The organism is Yoonia sp. 2307UL14-13 (genome assembly GCF_037572755.1).
In the GTDB taxonomy this organism is placed as follows: domain Bacteria; phylum Pseudomonadota; class Alphaproteobacteria; order Rhodobacterales; family Rhodobacteraceae; genus Yoonia.
Genome location: NZ_JBBIFZ010000010.1, coordinates 90296 through 109073 on the forward strand (window position 1 = coordinate 90296; position 18778 = coordinate 109073).

General features: G+C 55.3%; 15 protein-coding genes. 7 read left to right on the forward strand and 8 right to left on the reverse strand.

The genetic code is table 11. The annotated features are described in order from the left end of the window. Positions 1 to 38: 38 nt before the first annotated feature. Positions 39 to 2747 (reverse strand): preprotein translocase subunit SecA, encoded by a 2709-nt coding sequence (secA, locus tag V8J85_RS18695; protein WP_339955325.1) that lies wholly within the window; start codon positions 2745 to 2747, stop codon positions 39 to 41. 191 nt (positions 2748 to 2938) lie between these two features. Here secA and V8J85_RS18700 point away from each other — a divergent pair, with 191 nt between their 5' ends. The 3 genes from V8J85_RS18700 to V8J85_RS18710 are packed head-to-tail and all read left to right on the forward strand — an operon-like array spanning position 2939 to position 5398. Continuing rightward, positions 2939 to 3784: a peptidylprolyl isomerase gene (locus V8J85_RS18700; protein WP_339955297.1), complete on the forward strand. Its 846-nt coding sequence runs from the start codon at positions 2939 to 2941 to the stop codon at positions 3782 to 3784. Positions 3785 to 3788: 4 nt separating this feature from the next. Next, the gene (gene argJ, locus V8J85_RS18705; protein WP_339955298.1) at positions 3789 to 5003 is read left to right on the forward strand and encodes a bifunctional glutamate N-acetyltransferase/amino-acid acetyltransferase ArgJ; all 1215 of its coding nucleotides are present in this window, start codon (positions 3789 to 3791) and stop codon (positions 5001 to 5003) included. After that, positions 5000 to 5398: a (deoxy)nucleoside triphosphate pyrophosphohydrolase gene (locus V8J85_RS18710; protein ID WP_339955299.1), complete on the forward strand. Its 399-nt coding sequence runs from the start codon at positions 5000 to 5002 to the stop codon at positions 5396 to 5398. Before argJ ends, V8J85_RS18710 begins: the two co-directional genes overlap by 4 nt. On the opposite strand, the gene V8J85_RS18715 is transcribed toward V8J85_RS18710, so the two are convergent. Next, positions 5399 to 5599, reverse strand: a complete 201-nt coding sequence (locus V8J85_RS18715) for a hypothetical protein (protein WP_339955300.1) — start codon at positions 5597 to 5599, stop codon at positions 5399 to 5401. After that, positions 5592 to 6002, reverse strand: a complete 411-nt coding sequence (locus V8J85_RS18720) for a hypothetical protein (protein WP_339955301.1) — start codon at positions 6000 to 6002, stop codon at positions 5592 to 5594. Before V8J85_RS18720 ends, V8J85_RS18715 begins: the two co-directional genes overlap by 8 nt. Positions 6003 to 6421: 419 nt before the next feature. On the opposite strand from V8J85_RS18720, the gene V8J85_RS18725 reads away from it, so the two are divergent. After that, entirely contained in the window at positions 6422 to 7591 is a 1170-nt protein-coding gene (locus tag V8J85_RS18725) for a tyrosine-type recombinase/integrase (RefSeq protein WP_339955302.1), read from the forward strand. A gap of 57 nt (positions 7592 to 7648) precedes the next feature. Here the strand turns inward: V8J85_RS18725 and V8J85_RS18730 are convergent, their stop codons facing one another. Continuing rightward, positions 7649 to 7948: a hypothetical protein gene (locus V8J85_RS18730; RefSeq protein ID WP_339955303.1), complete on the reverse strand. Its 300-nt coding sequence runs from the start codon at positions 7946 to 7948 to the stop codon at positions 7649 to 7651. A gap of 425 nt (positions 7949 to 8373) precedes the next feature. Between V8J85_RS18730 and V8J85_RS18735 the strand changes: the two genes are divergently transcribed. Both V8J85_RS18735 and V8J85_RS18740 read left to right on the forward strand, forming a co-directional pair. Further along, on the forward strand, positions 8374 to 9270 hold the full coding sequence (locus V8J85_RS18735) for a glycosyltransferase family 2 protein (RefSeq protein WP_339955304.1): 897 nt from the start codon (positions 8374 to 8376) through the stop codon (positions 9268 to 9270). 274 nt (positions 9271 to 9544) lie between these two features. Then, entirely contained in the window at positions 9545 to 10177 is a 633-nt protein-coding gene (locus V8J85_RS18740; RefSeq protein WP_339955305.1) for a hypothetical protein, read from the forward strand. Positions 10178 to 10522: 345 nt separating this feature from the next. On the opposite strand, the gene V8J85_RS18745 is transcribed toward V8J85_RS18740, so the two are convergent. The 4 genes from V8J85_RS18745 to V8J85_RS18755 form a co-directional block, all read right to left on the reverse strand. Continuing rightward, positions 10523 to 12721, reverse strand: a complete 2199-nt coding sequence (locus V8J85_RS18745) for a calcium-binding protein (RefSeq protein WP_339955306.1) — start codon at positions 12719 to 12721, stop codon at positions 10523 to 10525. A gap of 282 nt (positions 12722 to 13003) precedes the next feature. Further along, entirely contained in the window at positions 13004 to 13633 is a 630-nt protein-coding gene (locus V8J85_RS18750; RefSeq protein ID WP_339955307.1) for an acyl-homoserine-lactone synthase, read from the reverse strand. A gap of 194 nt (positions 13634 to 13827) precedes the next feature. Beyond that, positions 13828 to 14118 (reverse strand): peptidoglycan-binding domain-containing protein, encoded by a 291-nt coding sequence (locus V8J85_RS20115; protein WP_445285929.1) that lies wholly within the window; start codon positions 14116 to 14118, stop codon positions 13828 to 13830. Between the two features lie 247 nt (positions 14119 to 14365). Continuing rightward, positions 14366 to 15766, reverse strand: a complete 1401-nt coding sequence (locus V8J85_RS18755) for a tyrosine-type recombinase/integrase (RefSeq protein ID WP_339955308.1) — start codon at positions 15764 to 15766, stop codon at positions 14366 to 14368. A gap of 1079 nt (positions 15767 to 16845) precedes the next feature. On the opposite strand from V8J85_RS18755, the gene V8J85_RS18760 reads away from it, so the two are divergent. Continuing rightward, the gene (locus tag V8J85_RS18760; RefSeq protein ID WP_339955309.1) at positions 16846 to 18726 is read left to right on the forward strand and encodes a ParB/RepB/Spo0J family partition protein; all 1881 of its coding nucleotides are present in this window, start codon (positions 16846 to 16848) and stop codon (positions 18724 to 18726) included. The last annotated feature ends 52 nt before the right edge of the window (positions 18727 to 18778 follow it).

Genomic DNA, 18778 nt, shown 5'->3' on the forward strand with positions numbered 1-18778 from the left:
GCGACTTGGGTGTTAACGTGAAAGAATTATGACGCCTTTCAGGCGAGTCGACCATGACAATGTTTGAATTTCTTTCCTGACCCGCAGGGGCACAGGTCATTTCGACCCGGATTACCCCATGTCGTGGGGTCGTTTTCGTCGAATCCTTCTGTGGCGTCGCCTTGTTTCTCCAACGCCGGCCCCACCGCCGCCGCAGCCGAAACAGCCTTTGCCGCGCGCTCCTGCTGCTCGCGCATTTGTGCCATCAGCGCGTTCTGTTCTTCCGGCGACATCGGGCGGATTTGGCCCAGCTTTTGGGACACATCGACCCGCAAACTATCCAGCAGGCGTTCGAACAGTTGAAAACCTTCGGTCTTGTATTCGTTCAGCGGATCGCGCTGCGCATAGCCGCGGAACCCGACGACCGACCGCAGATGTTCCAGCGTCAGCAGATGCTCGCGCCATTTCGCATCGATCGTCTGCAGCAAAAGCTGCTTTTCGATACTGCGCATGGCCTCGGGGCCAAAAGCCTCGGTTTTTTCCGCAATGAACGTGTCGGATGCTTCTTCCAGTCTTTCACGCATGACGTCATCATCAACGCCTTCTTCCTCGGCCCACGACATCACCGGTGCGTCGACACCGATATCGCGGATCACGGCGGCATACAGACCTTCGATATCCCACTGATCCGAATAGCTTTTCGGTGGCATATACTCGGCAACCAGATCGTCGATCACCTGATGGCGCATGTCCTGTACGATTTCTGACAGGTCCTCGGCTTCCATGATCTCGCGCCGCTGGGAAAAGATCACCTTGCGCTGATCGTTCATGACGTCATCGAACTTCAACAGCTGCTTGCGGATGTCAAAGTTACGGCCTTCGACCTTGGCCTGCGCACGTTCCAGCGATTTGTTCACCCAAGGGTGCTCGATCGCTTCGCCCTCTTTCATGCCAAGACCGGATAGAACCTTATCCAATCGTTCCGACCCGAAGATACGCATCAGGTCGTCTTCCAATGACAAAAAGAACGATGACCGCCCGGGGTCACCCTGACGGCCCGAACGACCACGCAGCTGGTTGTCGATGCGGCGGCTTTCGTGGCGCTCTGTCGCCAGCACGTAAAGACCACCAGCGGCTTTCACCTTTTCCTTTTCATCGGCGACCTCGGCCCCGATCTTGGCGCGCAGCGCCTCAGGGTCGGCCTCTGGATCCTCGGCCATCGCTTGCAGCACACGCATTTCCACGTTGCCGCCCAACTGAATATCGGTCCCGCGTCCAGCCATGTTTGTGGCGATCGTGACTGCGCCCAGTTTACCAGCGTCGGCGATGATCTGCGCCTCCTGCTCGTGCAGGCGCGCGTTCAGCACGTTGAACTTGATGCCTTCCGCCTCAAGCAACTTGGCCAAATGCTCGGACTTCTCGATTGATGTCGTCCCCACCAACATCGGCTGGCCGGTCTCGTGCGCCGCCTTGATCTGACCAACCACACCTTCGAACTTTTCACGCGCTGTCCGATAGACCTGATCATTCTCATCCAAGCGGGCGATGGGACGGTTCGTGGGGATTTCGACAACACCCAGCCCGTAAATCTCGCGGAATTCCTCGGCCTCGGTCAGGGCCGTGCCGGTCATGCCCGACAGCTTGTCGTACAGGCGGAAATAATTCTGGAACGTCACCGAGGCCAGGGTCACGTTTTCGGGCTTGATCGACACGCCCTCTTTCGCCTCGATCGCCTGATGCAAACCGTCCGACAGGCGGCGACCCACCATCATCCGGCCAGTGAATTCATCGATCAGAACGACCTCATCGTCGCGAACGATATAATCCTTATCTTTCTGAAACAGCTTATGCGCCCGCAAGGCCTGGTTCACATGATGCACCAGCGTCACGCTTTCCGGATCGTAAAGCGTCTGCTCTTCGGGCAATAGGCCGCTGGACCGCAGCCGCTCTTCCAGCCAATCGTTGCCCTCATCGGTAAAGGTCGCCTGACGGGTCTTTTCATCAAGCGTATAGTATTGATCATCGACATCCGGCACGACCTCATTGATCGTGCGGTACATGTCGCTGCGGTCCTGCGCCGGGCCCGAGATGATCAGCGGCGTCCGCGCTTCGTCGATCAGGATCGAATCCACCTCGTCCACAATCGCGAAATTGTGGTGCTTCTGATACATCTGGCTCAGCTCAGACTTCATGTTGTCGCGCAGGTAATCAAAGCCGAGTTCATTATTCGTGGCGTAGGTCACATCGCATTCATACGCCGCACGCTTTTCATCCTCGGGCTGTTGCGGCACGATCACGCCGGTCGTCAGACCCAGGGCAGCATAAACATTGCCCATCCACTCCGCATCGCGACGGGCAAGGTAATCGTTCACCGTCACGATATGCACACCCTTGCCAGTGAGCGCATTCAGATAGGCCGGGAACGTGGCGACCAACGTTTTCCCCTCACCCGTCTTCATTTCCGAGATATTGCCTTTATGCAGGAAAATCCCGCCAATCAACTGCGTATCGAACGCGCGCAATCCCAACGCGCGTTTCGCCGCCTCACGGCAATTCGCAAACGCCTCTGGCAGCAACGCATCCAGGCTTTCGCCCTCCATCGCCCGCTTGGCCAACGTCTCGGTCTTGTCCTTGATCTGATCGTCGGTCAGCGCCTCGAATTCCGGCTCCAGCGCGTTGATCTTGTCCACCAGCGGGCGGACCGTCTTGATCTTCCGATCGTTGGGTGTTCCAAAAACCTTTTTGGCGATCGTTCCGAAACCCAGCATATTCTCTCCGGCGGCGTCACGGCGCCTGTCTGACATCTATTTGAGAGGAGGTCGCTTGTAGGCCCGTCATGGTCCACATACAAAGGGCCGAACCGGCGCCATTTGGCCCCCTCAAGGCCTGTGGGGGATGTAAGGGGCCGAATATGCAGTGTCAACGCCACGCGATGCGCGGGCAATCAAGGGATCGTTTAATGCTGAAACAAATCACGTTCTGTGGCGCGGCAGCGCTATCTTTCATGGCCGCGACCACGTTGCAAGCCCAGGATGACGTGACCGCCGACACGGTCGTCGCGACCGTCGGAGATACCGAAATCACGTTGGGCGAGGTCATCATCGCGCGCGGGCAACTTCCCCAGCAATACGCGCAGTTTCCGAACGAGGCGCTGTTCGACGGCATCGTCGACCAGCTGATCCAGCAACAGTTGCTGGCCGACGCGCTTGAAAAGACACCGGCTGGCATCGAACTCACGCTGCAAAACGAACGCCGTGCGCTGATGGCAGGTGAGGTAATCAGCGATATCGCCGAGGCCGCCGCGACAGACGAAGCCTTGCAGGCGGCGTATGACGCACGCTTCGCCGACGCCGAAGAGATCCCAGAATTCAACGCTTCGCACCTGCTTGTCGAGACCGAGGAAGAGGCCGCCGCAGCCAAGGCTCGCATCGATGACGGCCAGGCCTTCGCCGATGTGGCGCGCGACGTCTCGACCGGGCCGACAGGCCCCAATGGCGGCGATCTTGGCTGGTTCGGTGCCGGGGCAATGGTGCCCGAATTCGAAGAAACGATCAAAGCGCTCGAAGTAGGCGAGGTGTCGGAACCTTTCGAGACTCAATTCGGCTGGCACGTCGCAACGCTCAACGAAACCCGCATGCAGCCGCAGCCGACGCTGGAACAACTACGCCCGCAGCTTGTGAGCGAACTGCAAGAGGCCGCAGTGACAGCGCGGTTGGAAGAACTCGCCGCCGCAGAAACGGTCGTCGAACCGGAAGAGGGGGCGTTCGACCCAAATCTGATCGACCGGGTGGACTTGCTGGAATAGGCGCATGGCCGTCTCACCCCTCGCACCATCGGCATTTCCCGACCTCCCCTTTATCGACGGCGTGACCTTCGCGACCGTCTCCGCCGGCGTGCGATATGCCGGTCGGACAGATGTCATGCTGGCCCATCTCGCCCCCGGCAGCACCATCGCGGGTGTTTTCACGCGCTCCGCCACGCGGTCGGCCAACGTGCGCGATTGTCAGGCCAAAATCGGCGGCTGCAGCAACGGCGCGGCGGCAATCATCGTAAATTCGGGCAACTCCAACGCCTTCACCGGGCGGCACGGCGATGGCAGCGTCAAGGCGATCTGCGAAGCGGTGGCAAAGACGCTCAAGATCGAAGAAGGCCGTGTTTTCACGGCCTCTACCGGGGTCATCGGCGAACGGCTACCTCACGATCGCATCATCGCAAAGGTGGACGAACTCGGTGCCAACCTCTCGCCAGACGGGATCAGCGACGCAGCCCGCGCGATCATGACGACCGACACCTTCGCCAAAGGTGCGCAAGCAACTATCGACATCGGCGGTCGTCAGGTCAAAATCGCCGGAATAGCCAAAGGCTCCGGCATGATCGCGCCCGATATGGCGACGATGCTGGTCTACATCTTCACCGACGCGCAGATTGGGCGTGATGATCTGCAAGCGCTGGTTTCGCAGATCAATGACCGGACATTCAACTGCATCACGGTGGACAGCGACACATCGACGTCCGACACGCTGCTAGTCGCCGCGACAGGTGCATCAGGCGTGGACGTCACCGGCAACGCCGCATTCGCCGACGCGCTACACGGCGTGATGCTGGACCTCGCCCACCAAGTCGTCCGCGACGGCGAAGGCGCAACCAAATTCGTTACGGTCAATGTGACCGGCGCAAATAATGATGCAGACGCCCGCAAGGTCGCGCTTGCCATCGCCAATTCCCCCCTCGTCAAAACCGCGATCGCGGGCGAAGACCCGAACTGGGGCCGCATCGTCATGGCGGTCGGTAAATCCGGCGCACAGGCCGACCGCGACCGGCTTGGCATCCGCTTTGGCGATATCCAGGTCGCTGAAAACGGCTGGGTCGCGCCCAGCTACACCGAAGAGGCCGGGGCGACCTACATGAAACAGTCAGAACTGACGATCAGCGTCGATCTTGGCCTCGCGGACGGCACCAGCACCGTCTGGACCTGCGATCTGACCCACGGCTACATCACCATCAACGCAGATTACCGTTCATGAAAACCGTCCTCGTTTCGGCTGTCGCCCTGATCGATCCCGACGGGCGCGTCCTGCTCGCACAACGACCGACGGGCAAATCCATGGCCGGCCTCTGGGAATTCCCGGGCGGCAAGGTCGAACCCGGCGAAACCCCCGAGGCCGCACTGATCCGCGAATTGCAAGAGGAACTGGGCATCGACACCTGGGCCTCGTGCCTCGCCCCGCTGACTTTCGCATCGCACAGCTATGATGATTTCCATCTGCTCATGCCGCTCTTCGCCTGCCGCAAATGGGAAGGCACACCGCAATCGCGTGAAGAGCAGAGGCTCAAATGGGTCCGTCCCAACGCGCTGCGCGACTACCCGATGCCCGCCGCCGACATCCCGCTGATCCCGATCCTGCGGGATTGGCTATAGTCACTTACGACGCATCCGTGGCCGCCCGACCGCCCAGCCGATCAGAACACCGATGGCCAACGTCGATAGAAATGCCGCCGATTGATGCATGACCAATGTCGCATTCAGAAACCGGTATTCCAGCAGTGCTGTATTTTGCACGCAGAACACCGCCACCATGATCGCCAGTAACGCGGCGATCGCCTGTCGCAAGCTACGCATGACGGACCCCCTTCCATGATACGCCGCGACCATCGATCATGCCTAACTGCGTACAGGCACGCAGGACCATCCAATAGGCGGCGGTCACCATGTCGTCTGCGACAGCGTCATGGGGAAGGATGATCGTCTGATCGACCGGCAAACTGGGCTCTAGTTCATCAAAGGCTTCGCCGTCCAGACGATCCATGAAAATCAGCGTCAATCGACCCCGCATCCACGCAAGTGTCGGTACCGCAAGTAACCTGTCAAAGACAGCTTCGGCCACGCGATCACATCCAGTGACAACCAGCGATGGCCCGGCCCGAAAACCACCAAGACGATAGCCCAACGGCGCATCTCGTTCGGCGGCCGTCATCACATCGACCAGATGGGTCATATCCGGCTGAAAACCCAAATCAGACACTATATTCATCCTGAAACCTTCCCGCGCATCCGCGCTTGTCAAGGAAGGCGGCCCGCCCAACACGGTGCCGCCTGTCTGCAAGGGTTCATTTAGATGATTAGATTAAATGTGGATAATTCATAATAATTATGCTTGGATAGAGTTATACTTATACATACCAGAAAGCCGTTATCCGCATTGGGTCCGATGAAAGTCCGACGGTTTTCCGATGGAATTCCGATAACGTTTTTGACGTTTCAAAAGATGGAATGGTGCCTCAAGAGGGCACCGCTGTTCTGTTCCTTTATCGAATATAGATGAACATTTTTCTTGTTTATCTGCGGCTATTTGCCCATCATCCTGAACATAGTGGAACACACCTAGTCCACCTTTTGCATATGCAAAGGTGGGCTAAAGGGTGGTCTAAAAAAGGTGGGCTGATGATCTATAACGCACTTAATCCGATGAAAGCTAAGAGCCTTGACGCGGGCAAATACGCTGATGGTCAAGGTTTGTGGCTCTTTAAGCGCACCAAGCAGGCTGGCAAGTGGATACTGCGGATCAGTGTCGCTGGTCATCGCCGGGAGATGGGATTGGGTGGTTGGCCGAGCGTTGGCCTAGCTGAGGCGCGCGAACGCGCCGAGGCGGCCCGGCGGAAGGTTCGCGACGGGCAGGACCCCATTACCGAGCGAACTAAAGCAAAAGCAAAAGCAAAAAAGCTGTCGGTGCGTGCGGCGGTCAATGGCTGCTTTGCCGCTCGCCAAGCTGATCTGAAAGGCGACGGCAAAGCCGGTCGCTGGATGTCACCCCTCTCAACTCATGTACTGCCAAAACTGGGCAAACTGCCGATCGAAGACTTAGATCAGCATGCCATCAAGCGCACGCTTGCCCCAATCTGGCACCAAAAACCTGATAGCGCCCGCAAGGCTCTCAATCGGATCAATCTCACCATCAAACACGCCGCAGCGTTGGGTTTGGAGGTAGATATCCAGGCCGCCGAGAAAGCGCGCGCGTTATTGGGCAAACAGCGCCACGTCGCTAAACACATCCCTTCTTTGCCATACCGGGACGCCCCAGCCTTCTACCAATCCCTGGTGCAGCGTGACCATCAGATGTCGTGCCTGGCCCTTCGTTTCCTCATGCTGACATTGTGCCGGACATCAGAACTGCGCTTTGCGATGACTGATCACGTGATTGATGGTGTCTGGGAAATTCCAGCCGAGCACACCAAGACCAGCACACTGCATCGCGTGCCGCTTACCGAGGAAGCGGTCAGAGTGATCAAACTTTCGCGAGCATTACAGCCCTCCGAACGACTGTTTCCAGCGCCGAGAGGCGGCGCATTATCTGACGCCACCATGGCCCGCTTTATGGAACGGCAAAAGATGGCAGCGCGCCCGCATGGCTTCCGCGCCACCTTTCGTACCTGGGCTGAGGAAACCCAAGATGTCTCATCAAAGGTGGCCGAGGCTTGCTTGGGACACGTAGTGGATGGTGAGGTGGAACGTGCTTATCAGCGGTCTGATCGGTTTGAGAAGCGGCGTGAATTGCTATTGGAGTGGGAGCAGTACCTGCTAGCCCTCGACCCCGGGGCTATCAGCATAGCTTGACAAGTTGACCGTTGTTCCGAGAGTGAAGCGGAACGACTGCTCCGCTTCGTTGGTCTTCTAGCACGAGAGCAGGCGGTTTTCTAACGCGATCACCTTACCCTTAGAAGCGGCGATCGCACCCTCTTTGTCACCCCCAGTCGCGCTGCCGATCGGCAGACCAAGCAAAAACACGCCAACTGCATCACCGGTGGCCGCGCTGTTTTGTTCAGCCGACAAGGCCGCCAAATTGGATCGCTCAGTTGCCAGCATTGTCTGAGCTTGGTTGCAAGATAGTCCGCTAAAGGCGTTTCCCATCGAAACCGGCGCAATCGCATCTGGTCTCTTGGCGCACGCAGAGACAATCAAGGTGGTCAACATTACAAGTGTTACTTTTTTCATTTTCTACCTAGGCAAGAATCACCCCCATTTGGGAGGTTAGACGCTCTGCTTTGGTGTTTGAACCGATGGCGCACGAATTTGTATTCCGTGACAATGGGGTAACAGGTTAGAGCCGGTTTTGGTGTTTCGCTCAGATTCAACTATGTAATATTCGTGATCAATGTGGGTCGACACTGCTCATAAGCGTTGCTCGACCCGCAGTGGTATTGACATTGATGAAATTGGCCTGCTCTGCTCAACCTGAATGGAGCTAACGTCGGCAGTCAGTATTGCGATGCTACGGTCGAGCCGAGGATTTGCCGAGACGGTTTCGGGATAACTTTTCGCCGAGGACGCTGCCAAATCCATTGGGCACCTAGCAAAGGTCGGTGTGGCGACATTATCAGGATTTGACTGGATGACATATGTGTACCTGGGAAACCGTTACAACCGCAAAAGACACTTGCAGCAGAATTTCCGAGTTTGTTGCATACCACCTCAGACTGGGGGCCAAGCGAGTAACAGTCTTTTTGGATGATCCGTCTCAGGAGATAAGTGATGACTTGTCGGTCCGGCCCGGCGTCAACTTAGTCCGATGTGATGATGATTTCTGGTTGGAAACCGTCGGTGCCCGACCAACCGCTATTGCGCTACGGCAAAGCAAAAACGCAACGCACGCTTACCATCACGCTGTGTCGGATTGGATTTGTCACATTGATATTGATGAGTTCATCGCACCCGTAGATCGAACCACTACCGTCTCATCGGCTTTGGGTCAGGTGCCTCTTTCGATGCAAACGGCCCGTTTGTCTCCGGTTGAGTATTTGTCTCGACCAGACGGGTCGGACACAGGCTTGTACAAATTGCCTTTCGATGCTGTTCAGCAAAAAAGTGACGTGGTGCAACGTGCATATCCTCGATTTGGTACTTCGCTGCCATCTGGTTTTCTCAGTCACTTAGCTGGCAAAGTTTTCGTTCGCACAGGAGATGAGTACCTTAAATTGGCTATTCATGTGGCGAAGTACGGTGACGTGAAGTTACCGGCCTATGATGTAAAGGGGCTGTTTTTGGCCCACCGTCATGCCGTTAGCTTGGATGACTTCATGAAGAAGTTCCCGACGAGAATGAGCACGAAATCCTATAGTTCATCAAACCCCAAGCGCCGAACCGTGGAGCGTGCACTACAAGACCGGGGGCACCTTCGCGACGCTCGATTGATCACTCACCTATACACTGAGATGTGCACGGCGCGACCCGAATTGGTCAAGATACTGAGTTCGACCGAGACGCTGGTGGAAATCGAGTTGAATCTATCAGCTTAAGTTGACCAATTCGGACCAAACCCAGCACTGAGAATTCCTTATCCTAGGACCTTTGAACCATGGGCCAAAAGCGGACCCGGCTTAACCAGTTGTTCAGTGTGATCTGCCAATGTGTAGGTGGCGCATCGAGCCGCCCACTAAACTTATCAAAGAACTACTAGCAAATGACAGATCACCAAGCGGCTACGGCCCTTGGTGTTTCAATCAACGAAAGCGGCCGCTGTCGAGTAACGCCGCAGGCAAACTGACAGAACGTCGTAAGGAAACCAAAAAAATGCCTATTTATCCAGATGGCAACCACTCAATCAGACGCTGCCATTCCGCATCGATGTTACTGGCGAGTGGCATGCTACTATGCTCCTGCATGGCCTCGGGAGGGGGAGGGTCCACCGCAGATGTTTCTGCCTTGGTGCAAATGCGAGCCGACGCAAATCGCCTATTGGATCGCTATGATCCCATTGAATACACAGATCTTTCGACTGTCCCAACCACCGGCTCCGCAACGTATTCCGGCTTTATCTCCGGTCAGCTCGCCGACACCGGCGATACCGTCACGGACAGCTTGATCGGTGAGCTGTTGGTCGAAGTTGATTTTGGAGCAGTGGAGATGGTCTCCGGGTCGGCCGACAACTTTTTAGACGACCAAAGCAATCCGCTCACCGGTTCAATTACGCTGTCTGGCGGAACCCTTGATCGTGAAGGTGATCCGACGGTTGATGCAACGTTTCAGTTCACCGGGCAAGGAGAGTTAGTCGATACACACGGTCAGACGCTGGTGCTTAATACTGATTTCGAAGGAGATTTTCTTGCGGACGGGCAGACTGGTATAGGCGGGGACGTACTTGGTCGAGTGACAGTAGACGGCGACGAGCAGTCGTTCGGTGGATTTTTCGTGAGCGCTCAATAGGTCAGTGCCACCGTCGATCTTTCCACTCTGCCAGGCAGATAGGACGTAAATTTTCACAAAACTTAGGTGAACTTTGCACTGTCGGAATAGCATGTTTCTCACCAGTCTCGAGATTGTCAATCTCGAAGAGCAGTAGCACCTCTTGAAGTGCGGATTCGTACCGTAGTAACCCGCGCTGCGCGGCGTCGTTTCGCATGTCGCGCAGCAACTCGAGCAACCAAGCGTCCCTCGAAGCATTGCCAATCTGTATCGTCATTGTGAAGTCTCAATGGTCGTATGTTCAGAGTTACATCCAACCGCTGGCGCATCCCGCTCTCAGCAGATCTGCGACCAGAGGTTTGTCCGCTAGATGATACTCAGTTCATCCATAGTGGTAAGCGAGATGCGGTTGAACAATTCGTCCTGATCCGTGAGCCCACTAACCGTCAGTTGATTGCCCGCGCCAAAGTCGAGAACTATCGATCCATTAGTTGTGATGGCATGGTCATCCAGCCAGTCTGCAAAATCCACTACAGACTCTACCAGCGCCTGATCGATCAAAATGCGATCGACATTGGGGTTGAAGTCATGGATGTGGTCGCTTCCTTCGTTGAACACGAATGTGTCGAAACCGCTACCACCCCACATGTGATCATCACCGGAATCGCCACTGATCAGGTCATTCCCAGCGTTGCCCCTAATGACATCGTTGCCCGCTCCGCCAAAGAGAAAGTCCCCATTTTTCGCACCAATTTCATCGAAATCCGCGTCCGACTGACCGTTGCCAAAGAAACCACTTCGACCCGCGCCTCCGTCTACAACGTCGTCTCCGTCGCCAGCCAGAACGATATCTGACCCGGTGCCACCGACCAACTGTTCAGCAGTCTCGTCACCAAAGACAAATGCATCGGTTGTCTCGCGTGTCACGCTCGCACCGACCAAAGATTCAATCATTTGCATGGTTTGATATGAGATGCTCTCTGACTTGTTCAAAGTGAGCATGGCGACCTCGAAGTCCTGGTCGAACGTGACCTCAACGCGACCATCAACCACCTCAAGTTCGCTTTCGGTCAACCGTGTTGCACCGTTGGCGGCTCCATCAACCAGGTCAAGGTTTATCGCCGTCACATGCGCAAGATCGCTCAATAGACCAAGATCAACCGATATCGAGTACTCACCGGCCAATTCTTCTACCGACAAAAACACCGTGTATTCAGTTTCATTCTCATATGTGAAACTGCGATACCCGGAGGCATCGTCACCGCTCGCTCCCAGATATGTACTGTTCATCGTATGCTCAGATAGCAGTTTCAGAATAGCTGCTTGGGGCGAGTCAAATTTTGATAGCCGGTCGCTGACCGTCGTGTTTGCAATCGTGTCTTTGTATCGAAAGGCGCCGACTACTCCCCAAATCGATGCCATGGTCGCACCAGATCGCAACATGAGATCATACACCTCAAGGGTGTTGGCTGCTCCCGGCATGGCGAAGGGTAGGCCGTTGCCATTGGCAGTATTGGTGGTGAAAGCCGAGATGTAGTAATCGATGTCTTCAGAGGCCACGCCCAGTTCTTCCAGACTATCCATCCAAAGTTCAACTATTTCGCCACGGCGTTTCAGTGGGGCTTCCGGCGCATCCAAACGATCTGGGTTAAAGCCAAGCAAATGATGACGCAGTGCATCAATATGCGCAGCAGATGGCCCGAGAATACTGATCATCATTTCGTCGATCGCGGTTTGGCGCTGCTCGTCGGTTAGGTAGTCTCCTGGTGTGAAATCTAGCTCATCAAGTCCTTCAATGAGTTCGTGAGAGCCATCAACAAAGCGGTCGAAGTAACCGTCTCGGCGTAGGTTCACATATTCGTATTCACCGCGACCCATCTGCACACCGATCTCGTAAGAAATCTCGCTGGCAGCTAGCTCTTCTTCGATTGTATCAATCATGACTTTGGTAATAACGGCCGTCTCAATCGGCTGGCCAAAGGTCTCATTGCCGATGTCAAAGACGATCGTCTCAGGATATTCACCTTGGTTGTATTCACCGTTCTTAAGCCGCTCTAAGAACACTTCTAAATCCGCCTCTGCGGCTGCAATAGCCCGCTCGCGCACCGCCGTGTCCGATAGATCCGCCCCTCGGAAGTAGCGCTCGATCGGGATGATTAAGCTGACGTCAACGTCATGTTCAACCGCCTCAGCAAGCACCTGGCTAAAGGTTGCCACGTCGTCACGGTTCAAGAAATTCTGCTCATCATAGAGTAGTGCAGATGGCGCGATCAGCTCTGGATGGGTCAGGTCAAACGCAAATTGAGAACGGTCACCGTCGAGCGTATCAAGGGAAAGCTTATCTCCGTGGCCCAATCGAATGCGGCCGTCGATAACCCAACCTTCTTCTGACACCGTACCGCCAGGAAAGCGGATATTGGTCAGTCCGAATTCTTCGCGATGCTCGGTATAATAGTTCCAGCCGAATTGGTTATTCGCAATCGCACCAAACATATCTTCATTCATGACCGCGATTGGGTGGTTTATCGTTGTCGTTACGATCGGTCCGGTTTCCGCGTCTGCCATGTCTTATTCTCCTAACGATATGGCCCCAACCTTGAGTTTGAGGGACTAAGTCTGGGCCGAAATCATTGCGTGCAGCGAATGCTATCGACCCATGTGCTAGGAGTTTGATGACGGAAAGATGTTAACGAGTGGCTTGTTTATAGGGGGCTACAAACGGTTTTGTTCGAACAATAAGCGGCAACTTTGCTTGTAATTTTAGTGGCTTGTTGTTGAGATATCAGCTTCAACCATCGCCCGGATGTTTGCCGCGCGATGGTGATGAATTGTCAGAGCTTGTGTAACCTAAGCGGCGAGGAGGCTGTCACGACAGATGTCGGAGTTAGCGAGAAACAACTCCATCTCGATTGGGTCAATCTGTGAAGCCCGCAATAGCTGCAGGTACTGTTCCCTGGAGTAATGCCACAAGCCGACCCCAATTTGGTTGCCCTCATACAGACCGCAACCAAGAATTTCTGGTGATGCTCCGCTGCGTCGGTAAACCCTAAGCATCTTTTCATCGAATACGGCGGCCAACTGCTGCAGACAGAACGCACGCATCAAGGCGGCCCCAGCAGCCAATAGCTGGATCGATACCCGAACTGAGGCCCCAGGTGCAATACAGAAGCGAGTGCACTCCCAGACTAACGGACTGGCGATCGGAGGACCCGAATACAGATGCTTGAAATGTTCGTTCAGCATAGTGCGCCCGGTGGTTGGCAAGAACCGCATTGAGCCAAGATGTGCCCCCCGATCATCGGTGACAACAACGTATAGTGGATTCAATGTGTCGTAGATGTCTCTCTCTAAACCATGCTCATTGACGTCAACCGCCCAACCGAGGCGATCGGCGAACTGGGCGGCACGATCTTGGAACATTTGTTTGGCTAACTGTGGTTCGAGCAGCAGATTGTAACCATAGATAAATCGTATCATTGTGAACTCCTTGTGATGGAAGTTCAGCATGCTCGGCATTGGTTAAAGGCTTCTGGCATCGCTGCGCGGTCCGTTTACCATTTATCAATCTATCTATGTGTCATCGCGCTAACCCGGCGGCAAATGCCCATGCTTCATGATGGCCGGATGTCAGTGAGTTGAATTGAACCAAGTCCGCCTGGAAGCAACAAAGGTCAGCAACGGCCATTCGGGCTTTGCGACAAGGCCCGAGCCGTTTCTGGGCCATATACTCCATCTACCGTCAAGCCGTAGGCGCGCTGAAACCGCAGAAGTGCTTGCCGGGTCCGGACCCCGTAAACACCGTCGGCAAAATTACCAGGCAAGCCCGAACAATGTCGTTGTAATTGGATTTGCAGGTTCAAGACCGGCGTCCCCCGTCTTAATGTTGGTTTCCCAATGCACTCTTGAGACCGACTGCCAAGATCGCAACGGAGCCTTGCTCGACCATCCCGAGTGATCACCATTTCGCTCGGCGAGCGATGACAATGATACGGCTGACTTCCGCCATGGCATCCTGCAGCATTTAGACCACCGCTATGAGCCTTGAGATCAGACGACAAAGCCACCAGTGTGAGTATGGAGCTACAAACAAGAAGAACGGCCTGTCCGGTCAAGAAAGAGCGCAACTCAATATCCTTACACAACCAAAAGCAGTACTCTGGTATCAGTAAGTAATGTTAATGTCACCAATAGGCGTAGTGGCCCATCGTTCTATTTATGCTCTCGGAGGCTTCGGAGCAGCGGGCCCGAATACCGGGAGTGATTGGCTCGTGGCCATGAGGTCGGCGGGTTATGTATGAACACCGGCAGTGAAGTAGTATCTTGATTGGTGCGCTCGTTAACATCGGCTTTGCCGCCGCCTGAAAGGCTAAGGGGTTCGAAAAATCTCTCGACCTCTTGAGCCTTCGTCCAGTTAGTCAGGTGAGCATACGTGGCGGCGACCGTCTGTGTGTTGGCGTGCCCTAGTTGATCAGCAACCGTTAGCATCGATGCCCCGTTTTGCAGCAGTTGGCTAGCATAGGTGTGTCGCAGCCCATGAAATGTGAGCCTTTCAGAGAGCGCGGCGTTGCTACGGGCTCGCTGAAAGTAAGTCTTATATTCACCACCCCACAAACGCCCATTTGTCTTTCTAAACAACCTGTCTTGTGGACTTTTGTCTTTTGCCAGTTCGCAAAAGAACCGCAAACCCTCGTCTGGCAACAAAACGTGGCGAGTTCGCCGACCCTTTGGATGCGCGATAAAGACCGATCGCATATGCACGTCAAGATCGCCGGCTGTCAACGAGATCAACTCGTTAGCCCTACAGCCGGTATACAATGCCCCCGAAACCAAATCACGAAGGTCAGGATGACAGTGTATTAGCATCCTTCGGCACTGGTCACGGTCTAAGAAGATCACCCGAGGTCGATCAATATTTGGCAAGCGACGCAAGCACCTTAGTGGGCGGTCATCTGACAAATGCCCATGTTCCGATGCAATCTCAAAGCTGCCCCGCAAAATGCTGACCAGGGCGTTAAAGGTCTTCTTTCTGGTCCGAAGTTGATCAGGCGTTAAATCCTTGATGTCACACTTTGCCGGGATTGTTGGTCGGCCTCGCTTCGCCCGGGTCTGTAACACCGTTCGTGCCAGATCGTTGAAGTGGCGCGCATTGAAATCGCGCAACGGTATATGCGCAATATGGGGGACAAGATGGTAGTTAGTCAGACTTACAATCGTTTCATAATGCGAGGCGGTCGCCGCCAGCAGCTTCCACTCCAGATAGTGCTGTAACGCATGGCCGACTGAGTATGTATCACCGATAGGACATATGCTGAGTGTTCGTTTTGATCCAATCTGGTATGGTTCAGCAGCTATGCGCGTGACCTCTGGGGTTGCGAACCATTGATTTGCCAGATCAACGGCCGCTTCAAAGGATGTGAAAGTTCCGTTTTCATCTTTTGTGGGGCACAGGCGTTTGTGGGTATAGCCGCCATCTTTTCGCCGGAAACGGGCGACCCAGTATCTCTCTTGCGTGTTACGGACAAGCACACCGACATGTCGGCAGTATTGGATGATGTTGAAGTATGATGCTGACCGTGGTTCCAGTGTCTGGACTACGTTGGGGTCAGCCAAGTTCGGACGCCAATCATTTCGCATCGATTAGTCCAATTCTGGAGATTCGATTTCGCGCTTAGATTGAAACCAGCCTGCCAGATTGGCAACGGCATTTGCGTTGAGGCTAGTGAAACTGAACTTTGCTACATGATTGTTGCATGGGCAACATCAAATTGGCTTCAGAAGTTGCGGCCAGCTTCGCTTTGTCTAAAGCCTGTTCTAGCTTGCTCAGTCCGTTCGACTTCGCGTAATGATTCAAGTCTTCTAAGACTGAGACAATCCACTGTTCTGCCATACCAACGCACCTTTCAAACCACTCGTCCAGGATGCCAACGGTTTGGTTAACCTACAATTAACGATTTTCCGTGAAGTTGTATGCATGGAACATCGAATTAGTATTGAAGTGGTTTGGGTTTTATCCCTTGTCTTTGGTGTGACTATGACAGGCCTTGCCTGGTGGTTCGGAGCTGGCTATGTGACCATTGCAGGTATCTATATATCATCGACTTTTTTGAGTCTGTGCGTGTTTGGCTTTCTATCAACCCTGGCAGACGACACGATACCGGTTCTGAAGCGTGCTGACACGGACTCCGATTGAGTAAACCGTTTGCTCTTAACAGCTTCCATCAAATGATCTGAAAGCCACGCTGATAGCGCGGCTTGATTGTTACAGTAGCCAGCCACGCCGCCGCGTTGCTCTGGCGCGCCTGATACTTTTTCCATTTTGTGGTCCGCCCAACATCCCCGGCCCGGTCGGTCAACCATTCGCCATCCCCAAAAAGCGCAACTGATTTCCTCTGGCCCTGTGGGCCATTCAATCGCGAACAAATCAGCTGCGCTTTTTGCGGCAGAGATTTTCTGCGCAAATCTGGCTCGTTGACAGCCCGTTCCGGGGCCGCGGGTCGGGCTTCGCCCTCTCCCACTCTGTTCCGCCGAAAACATGCGTTTTCGGGCAGATCAGATTGGCCGAGGCGCAGCCCATCGGCGGAAGGGGAACCACCCTGACGCTTTCACGCAATCCGGGCGGACTGATCATTGGGTGATTTGTTGTCGCTTGAGGATCATGCACAGCCCGACACATCAGAAAGAGTGTCATCATGAACAAGCAAACTGACATTGCCACCTTCAACGAGACAGCCCATCGGGACCAGCTATCGGTTCCGTTGGCCGACCTCACGCTTTCACCCCTCAATCCCCGCCAGAACGTGTCAGAGGAAGATATCGCGTCCATGGCGGACAGCATTCGAACCATCAGTCTGATCCAGCCCCTTGGCGCACATCTGACTGACGGAAGATACGAGATTGTCGTTGGCGGACGGCGGCTACGCGCCCTCAAACGTTTGGCTGGCGAGAGCCTGGAAAGCCAATATGCCCCGATCATCGTGGCCAAAGATGAGGCCGAAGCGCGCGCTTGGGCCGCAGCGGAGAACATCGCCCGGATCGCACTGCATCCCGCAGATGAAGTGAACGCCTATGCCCAAATGGCAGAGAGCGGCGCGGATATGGAGATGATTGCCAGCGCCTTTGGTGTCACCAAGCGCCACGTGGCGGGGCGCATGAAGCTGGCCCAGCTACCGGCCCTCATTCTCGACGCCTTGCGGGCCGATGACATCACCTTGGATGTGGCCGCAGCTTATGCCATTTGTACTGATCCCGAGCGCATCACGCAGACCTATCAGTTGCTGTCTGGGACGCATGCAGGCGCCAATCCCGACGCGATCAAACGCCGTTTGATGCAGGACCGGGCATCGGGGGAACACCGGCTTGCGCGCTTCGTTGGACGCGCCCGATACGAGGAGGCTGGTGGCACCATCACCGAGGACCTATTTGGTGAGGACCTGTATTTTGATGATCCGGCGTTGCTCACCGAACTTGCCGAAGCCCGGCTGGCGGCGGAATGCGTCAGTATCGAGTCCGAGGGCTGGAAGTGGGTCGAGGGTGATTTCGACACGCTTGATTGGACCGCGATGCAGCGCTTTGGTCGTACCTATCCCGAGTCGGTTATCTTGGAGGAGGCGGAGGAGGACCGCTATCACGCCTTGCTTGAGAAGATCGAAGATGGTGAGGCCACCCCGGAAGATGAAGCCGCCTTCGCCGATTTGGAAGCCCAGTTGGCCGTCGAGACCTATACCGACGAACAGAAAGTCCATGCTGGCGTATTTGTCGCGGTCACACATAACGGCACGCTGCAGGTGACGCGCGGCTTGGTACGCCCGGAAGATCGGGCGGAAGCCGCCAAGGCGGGGGTCTGTGCCACGCCGCACGGCAATACACAAAAGAATAAGCCACAAGGGCCGTATTCGGCTGCCTTGATGAGGGACATGGCGGCGATCCGCACTTGTGCGGTGCAAACCGCGCTGCTGCAAAAGCCGGAATTGGCGCTGGATTTGCTCACGTTTGCCCTGTCCGAATGGGTCATGGTTGATCATCTGCCGGTTGGGGTCACCGGCAAAGAAGCCAATGGCATGCCAGAGCAGGATGATGGTTTGACCGTTGATGAGCGCCTGACCGCAGCAGAATACCGCACGCCACTACACGGCGCGGACGCAGCAGAGGCCTTTGTGGCGTTTCGGGCCAAGTCGCGCAAACAACGCAATGCGATACTGACCGAAACCGTGGCGAAGCTGGTCTCGGTGGGCCTGGCGCTTAAGGCCAGCAACCCGCTGGCGGAACTGATCGCCACGCTCTGTGAGGCGGATATTCGCAAGGTTTGGACGCCCACCACCAGCTTTCTGGATCGGCTCAAGAGCGCACAATTGGACGACGTCCTGTCTGACATCACCGGTGCACCGGTAAGCCGCAGCTTTGCCAAATCTTCAAAACGCGACAAGGTGGCTCGGCTGCATGCGCTGTTCAACAACCCTGTCGATCAACGTGGTCTGGCGCCGGAGGCCAAAGCCCGTCTGGCGGCGTGGGTGCCAGAGGGTATGCAAATTGCGCCAGCCGCACCAAAGCAGACGGCGAAAAACGCCGCTTAAACGCTGCCAATAACACATAAGAAACCGCCCCAGCTTTGGGGGCGGTTTTCTT

Excerpts from the sequence above, each read along its gene's own strand:
- secA (WP_339955325.1), bottom strand. The coding sequence starts at position 2,747 with ATGCTGGGTTTCGGAACGATCGCCAAAAAGGTTTTTGGAACACCCAAC.
- V8J85_RS18700 (WP_339955297.1), top strand. The coding sequence starts at position 2,939 with ATGCTGAAACAAATCACGTTCTGTGGCGCGGCAGCGCTATCTTTCATG.
- argJ (WP_339955298.1), top strand. The coding sequence starts at position 3,789 with ATGGCCGTCTCACCCCTCGCACCATCGGCATTTCCCGACCTCCCCTTT.
- V8J85_RS18710 (WP_339955299.1), top strand. The coding sequence starts at position 5,000 with ATGAAAACCGTCCTCGTTTCGGCTGTCGCCCTGATCGATCCCGACGGG.
- V8J85_RS18715 (WP_339955300.1), bottom strand. The coding sequence starts at position 5,599 with ATGCGTAGCTTGCGACAGGCGATCGCCGCGTTACTGGCGATCATGGTG.
- V8J85_RS18725 (WP_339955302.1), top strand. The coding sequence starts at position 6,422 with ATGATCTATAACGCACTTAATCCGATGAAAGCTAAGAGCCTTGACGCG.
- V8J85_RS18730 (WP_339955303.1), bottom strand. The coding sequence starts at position 7,948 with ATGTTGACCACCTTGATTGTCTCTGCGTGCGCCAAGAGACCAGATGCG.
- V8J85_RS18735 (WP_339955304.1), top strand. The coding sequence starts at position 8,374 with ATGTGTACCTGGGAAACCGTTACAACCGCAAAAGACACTTGCAGCAGA.
- V8J85_RS18740 (WP_339955305.1), top strand. The coding sequence starts at position 9,545 with ATGCCTATTTATCCAGATGGCAACCACTCAATCAGACGCTGCCATTCC.
- V8J85_RS18745 (WP_339955306.1), bottom strand. The coding sequence starts at position 12,721 with ATGGCAGACGCGGAAACCGGACCGATCGTAACGACAACGATAAACCAC.
- V8J85_RS18750 (WP_339955307.1), bottom strand. The coding sequence starts at position 13,633 with ATGATACGATTTATCTATGGTTACAATCTGCTGCTCGAACCACAGTTA.
- V8J85_RS20115 (WP_445285929.1), bottom strand. The coding sequence starts at position 14,118 with ATGGTGATCACTCGGGATGGTCGAGCAAGGCTCCGTTGCGATCTTGGC.
- V8J85_RS18760 (WP_339955309.1), top strand. The coding sequence starts at position 16,846 with ATGAACAAGCAAACTGACATTGCCACCTTCAACGAGACAGCCCATCGG.